Genomic DNA, 16,139 nt, shown 5'->3' on the forward strand with positions numbered 1-16,139 from the left:
TATAGCTGAAAATTTCCTCTTCTAAAATGGTTATTAAATTAATTTCGATTTTATACAAGTACTCTATATCCACTACAAACTCCTATATAAATCAATAATAGTAAAATTGATTTTACTATTATTTTTATTGATTCTGGAAATAATATATAATATGCTCTTAATATAAACTTATAAATATTCGCAGTTAAATTTTTAGTTTAGTCATATATTAAGCAAAAGTAATTTTTTAAAATAATATTTTTATATTAACAAAGCTATTAAAGTTATATGAAATTTATTTAGTTATAATCAATCAAAAATTTAAAGGAAAAATATGCAGTATATTGAAGTTTCAAGTAAAACTGTACAGGAAGTAGTAAATAGTATTAAAGAGATAGCACCAAAATATAGTTTTGGAGTTCAACATATCCACAATCTAAAAGAGACATTAACATCTAAAGGGAAAGTTCTAAATGAAGATTGCCAAGTTATAGATATTTGTAATCCAAATGTTGCAGAAGTTTTTTTAAATGAGGATATTAGTCTATCTTCTATTATGCCTTGTAAAATAGCAGTTTATACAAATGATAATGAGACAAATATAACTTTAAACTCTTTAGTTCAACTAGTTGATGATATAAACCCTGAGTTAATCGAATTAGCACAAAGAGCTCAAGAGGAGCTTTTAAAAATAATAGAGGAAGCAAAATAGCTTTTCTAAAATTACTCTTTTAAGAAGATTTTATCTTCTTAAAATTCTAAGAGTATTTAATATAGACAAAAGTGCAACTCCAACATCAGCAAATATAGCCTCTTTCATCCCAATAATAGCCTCAACACCTAAGATTAAAAATAGCACTTTTATAAAGATTATAAATATAATATTTTGATATACAATTTTTTTTGTTTTCTTTGCTATTTTTATAGCTTTTGCTATAGAGTTAAGATTATCATTTAACACCACAATATCAGCATTTTTTATTGCAATTGAACTTCCAGCATCTCCCATTGCAAAACCAATATCACAAAGTGCTAAAGTTGGAGCATCATTTATTCCATCTCCTACAAAGGCTGTTGTAGTTTTTGAACTATTTTTAATATCTTTGTAATGTTCTAGCTTTTCATGTGGTAAGAGTTCATATCTTGCCTCATCTATATTTAGCTCTTTTGCTACACTGATAGCTATCTCTTTTTTATCTCCACTTAAAATATAAGTTTTTTCAAGCCCTAAATTTCTCAACTCCTCTATAAACTCTTTTGCATTTGATTTTATAGTATCAGTTAAAACTAAATACCCATCAAACTCACCATTTATAGCTACAAAAATAGTCCCATTTTCATAAACATTTTCTTCAATTTCTATACTATACTTTTCTAAAAGTTGTCTATTTCCTACTAAAACTTCTATATCTTCTATTTTTGCAGAAATTCCTAAACCACTTATCTCTTTTGTATTTGTAAGTAGTTTTAAATTTAAATCTTTTTTATAGCTGTTTACTATAGCTTTTGCTATTGGGTGATTTGAAAAACTTTCAGCTGTTGCAATAAGCTTTAAAAATTCATCTTCTTCTAGCTTAAAACTTTTGATTTTTGTTAGTTCAAATACTCCATTTGTAAGAGTTCCTGTTTTATCAAAAACAAAGTTTTTTATCTCTGTTAGTTTTTCTATATAGTTTGCACCTTTTACCAAAACTCCCTCTCTTGATATTGCACCAATTGCACTAAAAAATGAGAGTGGCACAGATATAACCAAAGCACACGGACATGAGATTACTAAAAATACTAATGCTCTTTTTATAAACTCTTCAAAAGTTGCTCCCTCAATAAGAAGAGGTGGGAAAATTGCAATGAATAGAGCCAAAAGCACCACTATTGGAGTATAAACTCTAGCAAATTTTGTTATAAACTTCTCTGCATTTGCTTTTTTTAAACTTGCATTTTCTATTAATTCAACTATTTTTGCCACTGTTGAATCTTTAAATAATGAAGTTGCTTTTATATAAATGCTCTCACCTAGGTTTATAAATCCGCTTAAAACATTTTCTTCTATTTTGATATTTTTTGGAACACCCTCACCTGTAATTGCACTTGTATCAAAAAAACTAGTTCCTAAAGATCTAGAATCTGTTGGTACTTTTTGACCTTTTTTTACAAGTAAAATATCACCTATTTTTATCTCTTCCACTCTTTTTTCTACTACATTCTCACCCTCTTTTACAAAGGCACTTTCAGGTTTTATATCTATTAGGGAATTTATACTATCTCTTGAGTTATTAACAGCAACTCTTTGGAACATCTCTCCAATAGAGTAAAAAATCATAACAGAAATTCCCTCTACAAAATCACCTAATGCAAAAGCTCCCAAAGTTGCAACACTCATCAAAAAGTTTTCATCAAAGATTTTACCATTTAAAATGTTTTTAAATGCAGTAAAAAGAACCTCATAACCAACTAGAAGATAAGCTACAAAATAAACAGAGATTTTGAAATAGCTATTTCCTATATAGTTATATGCAAGAATTGTTAAAAATATAGAAAGAGTTGTTGTAAAAAGAAGTTGTTTATCTAAATTCTGCCAAAAGTTTTTTTTCTCTTTTTTCTCTTTTTCTATACTTATATGTTTCTCTATTTTTTGTATCTCTTTTTCTAAAAAATCTAAAGATACACTATTGTTTTTCTCTTCAAATATCAAAGTTGAAGTAGAAAAATCTACCTTTACATTTTCTAACTCTTCAAGTTTATTTAAACCATCCTCTAGTTTTATGGCACAAGAGCCACAATCTAAATTTTCTAGTTTTACTTTTTTCATTTTTTACCCTCTACTATATGTTCTAATCCCATATCAAATATTTTTTGTATATGTAAATCGTCAAGAGAGTAAAAAATCCATTTACCCTCTCTTCTACTCTTTACAATTTTTGCATTTTTTAAAATCTTTAATTGATGCGAAATGGCTGATTGACTAATATTTAAAATATCACTAATAGAGTTTACACAAAGTCTTTGATCTTTTAAAAGTGAAATTATCTTTATTCTAGTACTATCTGCAAATGCTTTAAAAAGCTCAGCTACATAATATAAAACCTCTTCATCAACTAGATTTTCTATAATCTCTTCTTTATCTCTATCATTACAGCACAATTTTCCCATATCAATTCCTTTTCTATATATGAACATATAATCATATATGGAATTGTCTTAAAACATTATAAATAAATCTGCTATAATCTTAAAAAAAAATTTAGGAAAATTTATGATTACAAATTCTGAAATAGGCACAATTTCAAGTATGATTCAACTCTCTGTTGCTCCTGTTTTTTTACTAGCTGGAGTTGCTGGACTTTTAAATGTTTTTACAGGAAGATTAGTAAGAATAATAGATAAAGTCGATAAATTAGATAAATTTGAACTTGATAAAAAAGAGAAAAAGGAGATAAATAGTGAACTAAAAGCTATGATAAAAAATAGAAGAGATTTTTTAACTATGAGAATGAACAATACAAATAGAGCTATATTTTTTGGAACAACCACTGGACTTCTAGTAGCTTTAGTAATTATTACAATCTTTTTAAGCTCTTTTTTGGAGTTTTCTCATACCTCTTTTATTGCTATTTTATTTATCTTATCTATGAGTTCTTTAGTAATTTCTTTAATTTTATTCTTAAGAGAGCTTTTTTATACTACAAAATTTATAAACAATAAAGAGAGCTATATTCCATAATATAGCTCTTCTTTTCTATTTTCCTTCAAACGTTTTTTGGTTTACTTGATCCAAAATCTCTTTTGAAATCTCTAAAGTTTTTTGTGCAATATCATTTGCAATATTAGCATTTTGAGCATTTTTTTGAGTTATTTGGTCAAGACTATTAACTGCACTATTTATCTGTACCATTCCACTATTTTGCTCTTTTGAAGCAGTTGTTACATTTTGTATTAAATCTATAGTTGTTGAGATATTTTCATTTAATTCTGCATAACCCTCTATCATCTCTGTAGCTATCTGTTTACCATCTTTTGCTTTATCTTGAGCATTCTCAACTAACTCTTGAATTCTTTTTGCAGCTTCAGCACTTCTATTTGCAAGATTTCTAACTTCACCAGCAACAACAGCAAATCCTTTTCCAGCTTCACCAGCTGTTGCAGCTTCAACTGCTGCATTTAAACTTAGGATATTTGTTTGGAAAGCAATTTGATCAATTACAGTAATAGCTTCACTAATTGCCAATGCTTCACTATTTATATCATCCATAGATTTTACAGTTTTATTTGCTAAATCTTGACCTATAGCAATAGATGTTTTAACTCTTTGTCCATAATCAGACATTTTTGCAGTTGTTTGTGTATTATTTGTAATATTTGAAGTAATCTCTTCTAAAGAAGCTGCTGTCTCTTCCAAAGAAGCTGCTTGTGTATTTGCTGAGTTAGAAATATGTTTCATATTTTGACTAAGAATATTTGCATTATCTTGTAAAGTTAATCCTATTTTCTTATTATCTAATAAAGTTTTTGTTATAACATCTCTTAAAATATTTATATCATTCTCTAGCTCTTTTATAATACCTTCCAACTCGTTATCTTTTAATTTTGGTCTAAAATCTAATTTTGAGTAAGATGTAAGTACATTTAAAATATTAGAAATATTTGAGTTTAAAGTATTTAACATCTCATTTATAATATTTTTTAAATCATTTAGTGCTGGATTATTTGAACTAGCCTCTATCTCTTGATTTAAATACCCTTTATTTATACTATTTGCAACTCTAATTGTATCAGCTATCAACGCTCTATCTTTTTGTATATTTGCTTTTGTATTTTCTATATTTTTATTAATAATTCTAGCCATATTTCCTAGCTCATCTTTTGAATTTACATCAATAAGCTTAATATCCTCTTTTTCAAAATTAATAAATGCAAAAAACTCTTCAACTCCAGCTCTTACACTTCCAACATCAATCAAAATTGTAAATGCTATAGTTCTTGCAAGTATCATAGTAATAGCAACCCCAAAAACACTTAAAAGTGAAAATATTAAAAGATGAAAATTTGCTTCACTTTTTTCACTCTCTATTTGATTTAAAAGGCTATTTGCTACAAAATCTTCAACCTCTTTTAAAAGTTCTATTTTATCTGTAATTGTAGAAAACCAATAGTTTGGATCTATTCCAAACTTCTCATCTATATTTGAAAAAAGAGCTACAGTTCTCATTCTTTCAACTTCATCTATTGCTTTTCCAACCACAGTTTTACTATAAAAATCTTTTATATTTTGTGAAGCTATTTTTGAGAAAATATCCAAATATGCGATTTGTTCAGCTACTAAATTATAAAATTTAGCCTTTAACTCAGGTGTAAATTTATCTTGTGCAAAAGTATTTGTACCAACTGCTCTTTCAATTCCAGTTCTCTCTTTTGAGAGTAAGAAATTCATATAACTTGCTAACTCTTTTGTAATATTTGAACTATTTGATTGTTTTACTATATTTCCTAAAATATTTAATAACAAGGTATTTGTATCTGTATAATATGCTATTGCTTTTGGTGCTGGAATATCAAAAGCATTTACCTTTGCTCTAATCTCTTCTAAATCTTTTAGTTTTGTTAAACCATCATCTAGATTTTTTATAAAATCTGCACTATATAAATTTTTATCAAAATCTTTAAGATAAATATTTAAGTTTGCTAATTGTTTATTTACTTCATCTCTTTGTTTTGGTAATTCATCTTTAAACTTTGCGCCACGGCTTCCAATAAACCCAGCAGTCATACCTCTCTCTTTTTGAGTTTCATGAACTAAAGCTCCAACCTTTGTAGATAAAACAACAACTTTATCTAGTTTTTTAAGGTTTTCCAAACTGGCATATGAATCAAAAGCTAGTTTAGCAGCTAAAAGAATTACTATTAAAAGTGGTATTAGCATTATTAAAATCAGTTTTTGTTTTATTGATAGTGAAGATATCATAAATTTATCCTATTTTTTGAATTTAGGAGCAATTCTATCCAAAATAGATTTTTTTTCAAAGGCTATTTGTGTATAATTGTAATTAATTTAATTTAATTATAAGAAAAAATGATATGAAAATAGATTTAGAATTTTTAAGCCTAATCGAATATAACGGCACTTTAAACCAAAAACAGTTTGATATTTTAGGTATAAAAAAAGATGATGAAAATAATTGGAAAAATCTAGCAGTTTTACAAGATATTACAAAGAATAATAAAAACCTTCTAATGCTTTTAAAAGGTATAAAAGATTTGGGCTCTCAAGAGCAAGTAATAAAAAATTACCATATGGTTTTACAATACAACAATATAGAAGCAAAAGTATATAAAAGTGTTGAGAGTAAAAAAACAAATAGTGATATTTTGCAAATTTTTTGTGATGGAGCTAGTAAGGGAAATCCTGGAAATAGTGGAAGTGGTGTTGTTATTTTTTATAAAAATCAAAACCCTACTTTGCTCTATGGAGATTTTAAGGAAGAAGCTACAAATAATATAGCAGAGCTAACTGCTCTTTTAAAAGCCCTAAAAATTGCATCTTTGAATATAACAGAAAATAAAATTACTATATATGCAGACTCAAAATATGCAATAGATTGTATAAGCACTTGGGCATATTCGTGGAAAAGAAATGGTTGGAGTAAAAAAGGTGGTGAGATAAAAAACCTAGATATTATTATCGAAGCTCATGAACTTTATCTAAAGATAAAAGATAGTGTAATTTTAGAACACATAAAAGGGCATAGTGGAAATATTGGAAATGAGTTAGCAGATATTATGGCGAATATCTCTATAAAAGAGAGAAGTATAGAGTATAAAGAGTTTGTTTATAAAAATTTAAATGATGTATTAAAAATAAAAATTTAATATATTCTTAGCTATTATAATCCATTGAAACTTTAAGGAAGAGAAATTATGTTAGAAAAAAAAGGGACAATTTTAAGTGTGAGAGAAGACTTAAAAGTTTTTGACTGCACTATTAGAGATGGTGGATTAGTAAATAATTTTCACTTTAGTGATGAGTTCGTAAAAGCTCACTATGAAATGTGCATAAAAGCTGGTGTCGATTATATGGAGATAGGGAAAAATGTATCTCCTACTCTTATGAGTGAAGCAGAATATGGTCCTTGGAACTTTTGCAAAGAAGAAGATATAAGAAGAATTGTGGGTGAAAATAATACAAATCTTAAAATTGCAGTTATGAGTGATATTGGAAGAAGCTTAAAAGAGGAGCTTAGACCAAAAAGTGAAAGTGTAGTTGATATGATTAGAATTGCAACATATATTCATCAAATTCCAGCAGCAATTGAACTAATTGAAGATGCCCATGCAAAAGGATATGAGACAACAGTAAATATTATGGCGATTTCAAAATCATTTGATGATGAACTTAATCAAGTTTTAGAACTTTTAGCCAAAACTCCTGTTGATGTAATTTACATAGCTGATAGCTTTGGCTCTTTTTATCCAGAACAAATAAGAGACCTTACAGAAAAATATCTAAGTTTTGCAGAAAAAAGTGGTAAAAAAGTAGGTATTCATGCACACAACAATCTTCAACTAGCATATGCAAATACTTTAGAAGCTATGATTTATGGAGCTAGTTTTTTAGATGTTACAGTAAGTGGCTTAGGAAGAGGTGCTGGAAACTGTCCTTTAGAGCTTCTTTTAGGTTTTTTGAAAAATCCTAAATATAATCAAATGCCTGTATTTGAGTTTATAGAGAACCATATAGTTGAGCTAGAAAAAAAACTTGATTGGGGATATAGTATTCCATATATGATAACTGGTCAATTAAATGAACATCCAAGAGCTGCTATGAAAGCAAGAGATGAAGGTGATACAAAATATAGGGAGTTTTATAAAAATATCCACATGGAATAATTTTCTGTTTCGTAATATTTATGTTATAATCAAAAATGTTAATATCAAATGGAACTGCCCTAAATATACTTTTAGCAAACAACAATAGAGTTTTAAATGATGCCCTAAAAGAGGTAGATAATAAGACTTTAAATAATCTTTTAAAACAAGATAGCTCTAGTTCTTCAATAGACGCAAGTAAGGTTTTAAAAGAGGTTTTAAATGCTATCAAAGATGGTTCAAAATCTGCTTCTACTTTAGAAAATATTATAAAAAACTCAAATGTTTTTAAAGATTTAGGCACTATATCTACAAATATATCTTCTTTATTAGATAGTATAAAAGATGATGAAACTCTACAAAAATTCAAACCTCTTTTAGAAAATTTTTTAAAAAACATAAAAGATATAAATCCTGAAAATTTAAAAGAACAGATAAAAAATAGTGGAGTCTTTTTAGAAAATAAGCTTACACAAAATTCAAATATTAAACTAGAAAATCTTTTACAAAATATCTCTAATCTCCTAAAAAACATTGATACACCTATAGCAAAAGAGATTACTCAAAGTGTTAATAATATTTTAAAATCTTTATCAAACAACACAAACAGTCCACAAACATCCATAAATGAACTTAAAAATCTTATTACAAATTTACAAAATCTTAGCAACTCTTTAACAAATAAAGAGTCTTTAAATCTAACATCTTTAGCAAATGAACTTAAAAACTTTATAAATAGTGGACAATTAGTAGAAGCTAAAATAGAAAGTTTATCAAAACAAAATTTACAACAAAATGTAGAAAAACCTATTTTAAGTGAGCAGATTTTAAAAGAGAATATTGATATTAAAAATCTTATAAACAATCAAACAAAAGAGCTTTTATCACAAATAAAACAAGAAATATCACAAAACCCATTACTTTTGCAAAATAGAAATATAGCCCCTATTTTAGATAAACTTTTAGCTATGCCTGATCTATTTTCAAAAAGTGAAGCTATTTTAAATAGTGTTCAAAATAGTAATATCTCAAATTTTTTAAACAATTTTTCTTCAAATTTAACTCCACTTTTAACTACTTTAAAAGAGAGTTTACACTCTTTGAATCCAAAGAATGAAGAGATTCTAAAAGAGTTAAACACACTTATTAAAAAAGTTGAAAATATTATTAATGATAATTTAAATAACCATAATCTAAATAAAAATAGTCCAAAACTTGATGATGATTTTAAATCAATGCTTTTAAAAATGCAAGAGGAAGTTGCTTCAAAAACAGATATAAAATCTCAAGATAGTCTAAAGAGCATAAATAATCTTTTAACTCAAATAGATATGCACCAGTTAGGCTCAATAGTTTCAAACTCTAATTTTGTATATATACCTTTCTTTTGGGAGATGTTAGAAGATGGCTCTATTGAAATAAAACAAAAAGATGAAGAGAAGTTCTTTTGCCAAATAAAACTAACTTTAAAAGATTTTGGAAAAATAGATTTAATGCTATCTTTATATGATGAAAATAAACTAGATATCACAATTTATGCTCAAAGAGAGCATTTTAAAATAGCTCTTAGAGAAAACTTACAAAAACTAAAGTTGGCACTAAATGATGCGAATATTATAACCATGAATGTAAAACTTTTAGATATGAAAGATTATGACGAAAAGAAAGAGGACAAACCAAACAATATCTATCAAAATCACTATAACAACGATATGTTTTCAAGTCAAAGAGTGGATATAAAGGTTTAAAGTGGAAAATGAAAATCAAAAAATACAAAAAGCAGTAGCTCTACAATATGACAAAACTATAGATAATGCTCCAAAAATAACTGCAAAAGGAAAAGGTGAAACAGCAAATAATATAATAAAAATAGCAAAAGAGAACAATATTCCAATAAAAAAAGATGAAGATCTAGTAGAACTTTTATCACAAATTGATATTGACAAAGAGATACCAAACTCTATGTATAAGGCTGTTGCAGAGATTTTTGCTTTTATTTATGAACTTTCAAATAAGGATAAGCGATGATTTTAAAAAAGATTATTATAAAAGAGCAAAAAGAGCTTTATAGACATAAAAACTATCTCTTAACTCTTGATTTAGAGTTTAATAATACAAAAAAAGAGTACTCAAATAGTAGTAATTTGAGCTTTGAAATTGAGTTTGAACTTATAGAATTTTTAAAAAACAATAGTTTCTCTTTTACTATAGAGGAAGAAAAAATAACTGATTTCAAAAAGCAGATAACTGCAAAATATAAAATTTTACAAATAGATAAGAATAATCTTTTTATAGTAGAGAAACTAAGTAATTCAAAACTATATTTATTAAATCAAAATGAAAAAGCTATCAATATTTTAGATTTAAAGAAAACTCTTTTTAAATCTTATAAAAAAGTAAAAAACTCCTCTTTTGAAGGAACTTTATCTCTAAATGTTTTAGAAATTTTAGCCTCAAATCAAGATGATTTTAAAGAGCTTTTTACAACTTTGGCTATTTTAGAGAATCATGATAGCCAAACTCTTCTTTATATAGAAAAATTGAAAAAGTTTAAATATGCTTGTATTGCAAAAATCAAACAAAAACAACAAGATATGTTTTTGTGTAACTGTGTTCCTAGCTTTTTCCCTGAAACAAAATTTTATATAAAAGGGAATAGAGTTTTTTCAGACTATACAGAGTTTTTTCTAAACTATGAGCAAGAGCTTAAAGTTTGGAAATATCTATACTCAAATAAAGAGCTAGTTGGAGTTTATAAAGAGCCTAGTTTATATGAACTTTTTATAGGAAGAAAAATCTATATTTTAGATGAATTTAAAAATAGAGTAAAAGTTGTTATAAAAAATGCTCAATTTCTAGAGAATAGAGGTATCAATATAACTCTATCAAATGGAGTGTCAAGTCAAAAAATATCTCAAATATTTACAAAAGAGGAGCTTCTAAAAAGGGTTATAGAAGCTAGAGATTAGAACTCTATATCCTTAACCATTGCTATTTCATTGCAAATTGGGAAAAGTTTACATCTAATACAATCAGCCCATATTTTTTGCTCTGGAATATCCTCTTTTGGAATTTCTCTAAAGCCACAAGATAGGAAAAAGTCTTTTTCATAAGTTAAAGACAAAACTTGTTTTATACCATAAAACTTTGCCTCTTCTACACATTTCTCAACTAATTTTTTGCCTAAGCCTAAGCCTCTAAATTTTTCATTTACAATCAAACTTCTTACTTCTGCCATTCTAGGAGAGTGAATATGTGTTGCAGTGAATCCTGCCATCTCTCCATCTACAGTAGCTATAATATATGATCTAATTGTTGTAGCCATCTCATCTTGTGTTCTAAGAAGTATTATTCCTTTTTCAACTTCAGGCTTTACTAACTCTTGCATAAGAGGAATATCAAGAACTGTTGGTTTATAGAAATTAATTTCCAAATAGATGCTCCGTAATTTTATTTTGAAGCTCAATTATACCTTGTTTTTTAAGGTTTGAAACAAAAATACCATCTGGATAGTCTCTTTTTAATTTTTGTAGTTCACTACTATTTAGCTTATCTATTTTTGTAAAAGCATTTATGATTATTTGGTCTCCTCTTTTTATATGATTTACAAACTCATCAACATTTTTATCAATATCAAGCTCTGGATGTCTTGAATCTATTAAATGAACAAATATTTGTAAATTTACTCTTTGTTCCAAATATCCTGTAAGATTTCTATTCCAAGCTGCTTTTAATGTCTTAGCAACTTTTGCATATCCAAAACCTGGTAAATCTACAAATCTAGCATAAACATAAGGTGCTTCTAAATCTTGAGTTTTGAATTTAATCTCAAAATAGTTTATAAGTTGTGTTTTCCCAGGTGTTGAAGATGATTTTGCTAAACCTTTTTGCTTACATAAAGAGTTTAAAATAGATGATTTACCAACATTTGATCTACCTAAAAAAGCAACTTCTGCTACTGATGGAGGAGGAGAATCTTCTATACTTTGAGCCGATTGTAGAAATTTTGCATCTATTAAATTCATACTATTTTTTCTCGCCTCTCTCTACATTTATAATAAACTTCACAGGTTTATTTTCACTACCTTTTACCTTCGCTTCACCTGTTAGCTGATTTATATAGATATTATCTCCATAAACTTTTCTATCATCATTTTTTTCATGAACAAAACCATTTCCTATGATAATATACTCCTCTTTTAAAGGAATATAGATAATTTTGTCACCTTTTCCAACATAGTGTTTATCTTTTGATACTACTTCAAAATCTGCATCCTTTGTAGCTTCATACTTTGTTGCAACCTTGTTTTTACTATTTTTATCTGTTTCAAAAAATACATCAACTTGTTGTGCATTTAACTTATCTTCTCCCATTCTTATCTTTACATTTCCTGTAAAAGTTGAAATTCCTCTGTTATCATCAGCCTTAAAATCCAAAGCATCTATTATTAAAGTCTCACTTTTCCCAAGCAGAAGAGATGAACAAAAAACCAAACCTGCTATAATCTTTATACTATTTTTTACCATTTTTTACCTTTTTTCAATGTCTATCTCAAAGTGAGTATTTTTTGAATTTATAATATTTTTTTCAGTCTCTAAATATAGTTTTTCACCATTATATTTATGTTTATAATACTCAGCCTTGAAAGGAGAGCTATTTTTTGCAATTTTATTTAAATCATCATAAATCATCTCTTGCGTATCAATCTTTATAAAATTATCTCTTTTATACTCTACATTATCTTTTAAATTATAAATTGCACCTTTTTTTACTATAAAATCTGCCTTAATATTTTCACTCTTAAACTCTTTTCTAATATCCTGATTATTTACTGTTATATCACCAAAATACATCTCATCTCTAGTCTCATATCTTAATGCTTGTTTTGCTATTATTTTTTTGGTAACCATACTATCATTTAAACTATACATAATAGGATTTTCAAATATAAAAAGTGCTATATCCTCTTTCTTTAAATCTTTTTTTATTTTATCAACTGGTATAAAATAAAAAACTATTGATAAAAAAAGAGATAAAGAGACAAATATTTTTAAAGCCATTGATTTAAAAACTCCTCATATAAACTATCTTCTTTTAGTATATACTCTATCATCTCCCTTGCAGCTCCATTTCCACCACTCTTTTTGCAAACTACATTTACACTATTTTTTACTAATTCATGAGCATTTTGTGGAGCAAAAGATAATCCAACTTTTTTCAACATTTTTAAATCATTTAAATCATCTCCAATAGCAGCTGTTTGATTATAATTTAAACCCTCTTTTTTTAGAATATTATCAAGAACTGCTAGTTTATCCTTTACATTTTGATAAACATACTCTATTTTTAATTCATTTGCTCTATACTCAACAATTTTTGACTCTCTTCCTGTAATAATAGCCGCTTTTTTTCCTAAATATTTAGTCCAAAAAACAATAGCGAAACCATCATTTACATTAAAAGTCTTATACTCTTGAAGAACGCTTGAGTACATAATATCACCATTTGTTAAAGTTCCATCTACATCAAAGATTAAAAGTTCTATCATAAAACTCCTTTAGTACTAGGAACTCCTAGTTTCTCGTTTTTCACTAATGCTCTTCTAAGTGCAACTGCAAAGGCTTTAAATGTAGCTTCTATAATATGATGCTTATTTCTTCCTCTTTCAGAAATTAGATGAAGAGTAATTCCAGCATTTCCACTTAAAGCATGAAAAAACTCCTCTACAAGTTCAACATCAAACTCTCCAACTTTTCCACTAATATTTACCTCATAAACCAAAAATGGTCGATTTGATAAATCTAAAGCACAAGTAGTAGAAGCTTCATCCATAACAACTGTTGCATTTCCATACCGTTCAATAGCTTGTATTGGGAAAATTGCTTTTTTTAGTGCTTGTCCTAAAACTATTCCACAATCTTCAACTGTATGGTGTGCATCTATATGCAAATCACCTTTACACTCCAAATTTATATCAATTCCACTATGTTTGCTTAGAGCTTCAATCATATGGTCAAAAAAACCAACACCTGTATTTATAGAAAATTTTCCACATCCATTTAACTCTAAATTACACTTTATTTGCGTCTCTTTAGTATCTCTTTTTATCTCTACCATTTTAAATCCTTATTGAACTACAATTGCATTTGTTAAACTATTTTTTGCTTTAAAATTTTGTCCATCTTCATAAGATGAAAAACCTCTAATATATACTCTATAAATTCCACCATTTTCAACATACTCTATCTTTCTTGATGGAAACTTTAACTTATACTCATCTACAGTTTTAGAAGCTCCTGTTTGTAAACTAAAGGCTCCTACTTGAATGCTAAATTTGCTAGAACCTGAAGCTTTTGAAGACTGTTTTGAAGTACTAACTGGTGTTGCCATACCAATATTTGTATTAATATTTGTAGCTACTATATCATCTTCAATAACTTCTATTCTTTCAACTTCTGGTTTTTGCTCTATAGAGTTAACATTTGGAGCATTTTTATCATCAACTAAACCATTATACCCCAAAACTGTAACCCTAACATTTGCCGTACCCTTTCTAACCATATCAATTTCATGTGCAGCTTTATTTGATAAATCTATAATTCTTCCAGCAACAAAAGGACCTCTATCATTTATACGTACAATAGTACTTCTTCCATTGTCCAAATTATCAACTCTTACAACTGTATTCATAGGTAAGGTTTTATGAGCAGCTGTCATAGCATACATATTGTAAATCTCTCCATTTGAAGTCTTTTTTGCATGAAAATCTGGTCCATACCAAGAGGCAATACCTTTAAAATCATCTCCAACATTTGCAACAAATGGATAATATCTTATTCCAAAAACATTATAAGGCCGCATTGTAGCTCTATGCATAGCTTCGCTATTATTTATACTTTTATCTCCTGTATCTTTACGATATGAACTATAATCATAACTTTGCTTAGTAGAACAACCTGTAAATAAGAATAGCGAAAAAAAGAGCGAAAAAGCTACAGTATAAATTTTATTTGTTAATCTCAATAATCTCTCCTATTTTCAACTTGCTAGTACTTTTTTTATTGTCAGTCTTAAGTTTTTTTACACTAACTTTATATTTTTTTGAAATAGCTTCAAGAGTATCGCCTTGCTTTACCTTATATGCTATTTTATTTCTGCTTTGTTGAATATTATCTTTTTTTATATTTAAATCACTATTTTTAGACTCTTTTTTTATATTTTCTAAAGTTGTTTTATCTTCAACAGAAACAAGACCTTGAATATTTGCAACTCTATTATTAAATAGTTCAATCTTTGTATGAGGAATGTATAAATTATAACTATTTTTATCTGTTGGTATAATCTCTTTTAAAAGATGTTTATTTATAGTTTTTAACTCTTCATAACTCATAGCAAGTGCATCTGCAATAGTTTTTAGCTTCAAGCCTTTATTTGCAACTACCTTTTCTAAATCATATTTTACTTTTCTATCTAAATATTTAAATCTATCATTGCTTGCAAGAATTGAAAAAGTGATTAACATATTTATATAATTTGTACTTGTTTTTGGTAGATAATCTCTTCTAATATTATGTTTCAAAAGATAAGTATAATCAAAATGACCATTTTTTATACCCAAATCTTTATATACAGTATATAAGTTATCAATTCCTGTTTTATTTTTTGCATAATCCAAAATATATAGATTATAGATTTTTATAACCTTATCATGATACATATTTGGATTCTCTTCTAAATATTTATCCAAAGTAGCTCTTGCAACTCCGTGTATTATTCTTCCTTCACCTGCATTATATGCCAAAACAGCCAAATACCACTTTCCAAATTTTTTATAATATTTTCTTAAATAATTTGTAGCAGCTTCTGTTGATTTAATTAAATCAAGCCTCTCATCTACAAACTCATTTCTTTTTAATTTAAGATTAGTTGCAGTCAAAGGCATAATTTGCCAAAGTCCAGAAGGTCCCTTTTTCTTTATTATATTTGTATAGCTTGACTCAATTAAAGGTATAAAAAAAAGTGAATTTGGAAGTTGTTTTAACTCAAGCTCTTCTCTTACTATTTTTGCATTTAGTGATGATTTTTTAATTAAATTATCATAATATTTAATTTTCTTTAAAGATGATAGCTCATTATATTTTAACTTAAAAGATGGTTCATTTAAAAAATCTTTAGGAAGATTTAACTCCTCTAGTATTTTTATATTTTGCTCAAGATTATTTGCAAAAATAGAAGTTATAAAAATTGTTACTACTACTAGAAATTTTCTCAAGGCTTCCTCTTCATTTTAGAATTCTTT

At 27.1% G+C, this 16,139-nt stretch carries 18 protein-coding genes; 7 read left to right on the forward strand and 11 right to left on the reverse strand.

All coding sequences use genetic code 11. The features are described 5' to 3' along the window. Positions 1-313: 313 nt before the first annotated feature. Positions 314-691, forward strand: a complete 378-nt coding sequence (locus ATR_RS06515) for a DUF302 domain-containing protein (protein ID WP_115428667.1) — start codon at positions 314-316, stop codon at positions 689-691. A 30-nt stretch (positions 692-721) separates the two neighbouring features. On the opposite strand, the gene ATR_RS06520 is transcribed toward ATR_RS06515, so the two are convergent. Beyond that, positions 722-2,788, reverse strand: a complete 2,067-nt coding sequence (locus ATR_RS06520) for a heavy metal translocating P-type ATPase (RefSeq protein WP_115428668.1) — start codon at positions 2,786-2,788, stop codon at positions 722-724. Further along, positions 2,785-3,129 carry an ArsR/SmtB family transcription factor gene (locus tag ATR_RS06525; RefSeq protein WP_115428669.1) on the reverse strand — a complete coding sequence of 115 codons (345 nt, stop codon included), beginning with the start codon at positions 3,127-3,129 and terminating at the stop codon, positions 2,785-2,787. The genes ATR_RS06520 and ATR_RS06525 overlap by 4 nt, the downstream gene beginning before the upstream one ends. A gap of 103 nt (positions 3,130-3,232) precedes the next feature. Between ATR_RS06525 and ATR_RS06530 the strand changes: the two genes are divergently transcribed. Beyond that, positions 3,233-3,700 (forward strand): DUF2721 domain-containing protein, encoded by a 468-nt coding sequence (locus ATR_RS06530; RefSeq protein WP_115428670.1) that lies wholly within the window; start codon positions 3,233-3,235, stop codon positions 3,698-3,700. A 15-nt stretch (positions 3,701-3,715) separates the two neighbouring features. Here the strand turns inward: ATR_RS06530 and ATR_RS06535 are convergent, their stop codons facing one another. Continuing rightward, positions 3,716-5,938 carry a methyl-accepting chemotaxis protein gene (locus ATR_RS06535; protein ID WP_115428671.1) on the reverse strand — a complete coding sequence of 741 codons (2,223 nt, stop codon included), beginning with the start codon at positions 5,936-5,938 and terminating at the stop codon, positions 3,716-3,718. A 113-nt stretch (positions 5,939-6,051) separates the two neighbouring features. Between ATR_RS06535 and ATR_RS06540 the strand changes: the two genes are divergently transcribed. From ATR_RS06540 to ATR_RS06560, 5 genes are read left to right on the forward strand one after another with little or no spacing between them, the layout of a single operon-like run. Next, entirely contained in the window at positions 6,052-6,843 is a 792-nt protein-coding gene (locus ATR_RS06540; protein WP_115428672.1) for a ribonuclease H family protein, read from the forward strand. Positions 6,844-6,891: 48 nt separating this feature from the next. Continuing rightward, positions 6,892-7,860, forward strand: coding sequence for an aldolase catalytic domain-containing protein (locus tag ATR_RS06545; protein ID WP_115428673.1), 969 nt, complete (start codon positions 6,892-6,894; stop codon positions 7,858-7,860). 35 nt (positions 7,861-7,895) lie between these two features. Beyond that, the gene (locus ATR_RS06550) at positions 7,896-9,587 is read left to right on the forward strand and encodes a flagellar hook-length control protein FliK (protein WP_115428674.1); all 1,692 of its coding nucleotides are present in this window, start codon (positions 7,896-7,898) and stop codon (positions 9,585-9,587) included. 1 nt (position 9,588) lies between these two features. Next, entirely contained in the window at positions 9,589-9,867 is a 279-nt protein-coding gene (locus ATR_RS06555) for an EscU/YscU/HrcU family type III secretion system export apparatus switch protein (protein ID WP_228254208.1), read from the forward strand. Continuing rightward, complete coding sequence (locus ATR_RS06560) at positions 9,864-10,808, forward strand: hypothetical protein (RefSeq protein ID WP_115428675.1); 945 nt, start codon at positions 9,864-9,866, stop codon at positions 10,806-10,808. The genes ATR_RS06555 and ATR_RS06560 overlap by 4 nt, the downstream gene beginning before the upstream one ends. Here ATR_RS06560 and ATR_RS06565 read toward each other — a convergent pair. The 8 genes from ATR_RS06565 to ATR_RS06600 are packed head-to-tail and all read right to left on the reverse strand — an operon-like array spanning position 10,805 to position 16,112. Further along, positions 10,805-11,272: an N-acetyltransferase gene (locus ATR_RS06565; RefSeq protein WP_115428676.1), complete on the reverse strand. Its 468-nt coding sequence runs from the start codon at positions 11,270-11,272 to the stop codon at positions 10,805-10,807. The two genes, ATR_RS06560 and ATR_RS06565, sit on opposite strands and share 4 nt — an antisense overlap. After that, positions 11,262-11,864 carry a ribosome biogenesis GTP-binding protein YihA/YsxC gene (gene yihA / locus ATR_RS06570; protein ID WP_115428677.1) on the reverse strand — a complete coding sequence of 201 codons (603 nt, stop codon included), beginning with the start codon at positions 11,862-11,864 and terminating at the stop codon, positions 11,262-11,264. The genes ATR_RS06565 and yihA overlap by 11 nt, the downstream gene beginning before the upstream one ends. 1 nt (position 11,865) lies before the next feature. After that, positions 11,866-12,366: an LptA/OstA family protein gene (locus tag ATR_RS06575; protein WP_115428678.1), complete on the reverse strand. Its 501-nt coding sequence runs from the start codon at positions 12,364-12,366 to the stop codon at positions 11,866-11,868. Positions 12,367-12,369: 3 nt separating this feature from the next. Next, on the reverse strand, positions 12,370-12,900 hold the full coding sequence (locus ATR_RS06580; RefSeq protein ID WP_115428679.1) for an LPS export ABC transporter periplasmic protein LptC: 531 nt from the start codon (positions 12,898-12,900) through the stop codon (positions 12,370-12,372). Continuing rightward, positions 12,891-13,388, reverse strand: coding sequence for a KdsC family phosphatase (locus ATR_RS06585; RefSeq protein WP_115428680.1), 498 nt, complete (start codon positions 13,386-13,388; stop codon positions 12,891-12,893). The genes ATR_RS06580 and ATR_RS06585 overlap by 10 nt, the downstream gene beginning before the upstream one ends. Further along, positions 13,385-13,957, reverse strand: a complete 573-nt coding sequence (gene hisB, locus ATR_RS06590) for an imidazoleglycerol-phosphate dehydratase HisB (RefSeq protein WP_115428681.1) — start codon at positions 13,955-13,957, stop codon at positions 13,385-13,387. The genes ATR_RS06585 and hisB overlap by 4 nt, the downstream gene beginning before the upstream one ends. A 9-nt stretch (positions 13,958-13,966) precedes the next feature. Then, the gene (locus ATR_RS06595) at positions 13,967-14,863 is read right to left on the reverse strand and encodes a septal ring lytic transglycosylase RlpA family protein (RefSeq protein ID WP_115428682.1); all 897 of its coding nucleotides are present in this window, start codon (positions 14,861-14,863) and stop codon (positions 13,967-13,969) included. Further along, on the reverse strand, positions 14,847-16,112 hold the full coding sequence (locus ATR_RS06600) for a lytic transglycosylase domain-containing protein (protein ID WP_115428683.1): 1,266 nt from the start codon (positions 16,110-16,112) through the stop codon (positions 14,847-14,849). The genes ATR_RS06595 and ATR_RS06600 overlap by 17 nt, the downstream gene beginning before the upstream one ends. Positions 16,113-16,139 lie beyond the last annotated feature (27 nt).

Origin of the sequence: Aliarcobacter trophiarum LMG 25534 (assembly GCF_003355515.1) — a bacterium.
Lineage (GTDB): Bacteria > Campylobacterota > Campylobacteria > Campylobacterales > Arcobacteraceae > Aliarcobacter > Aliarcobacter trophiarum.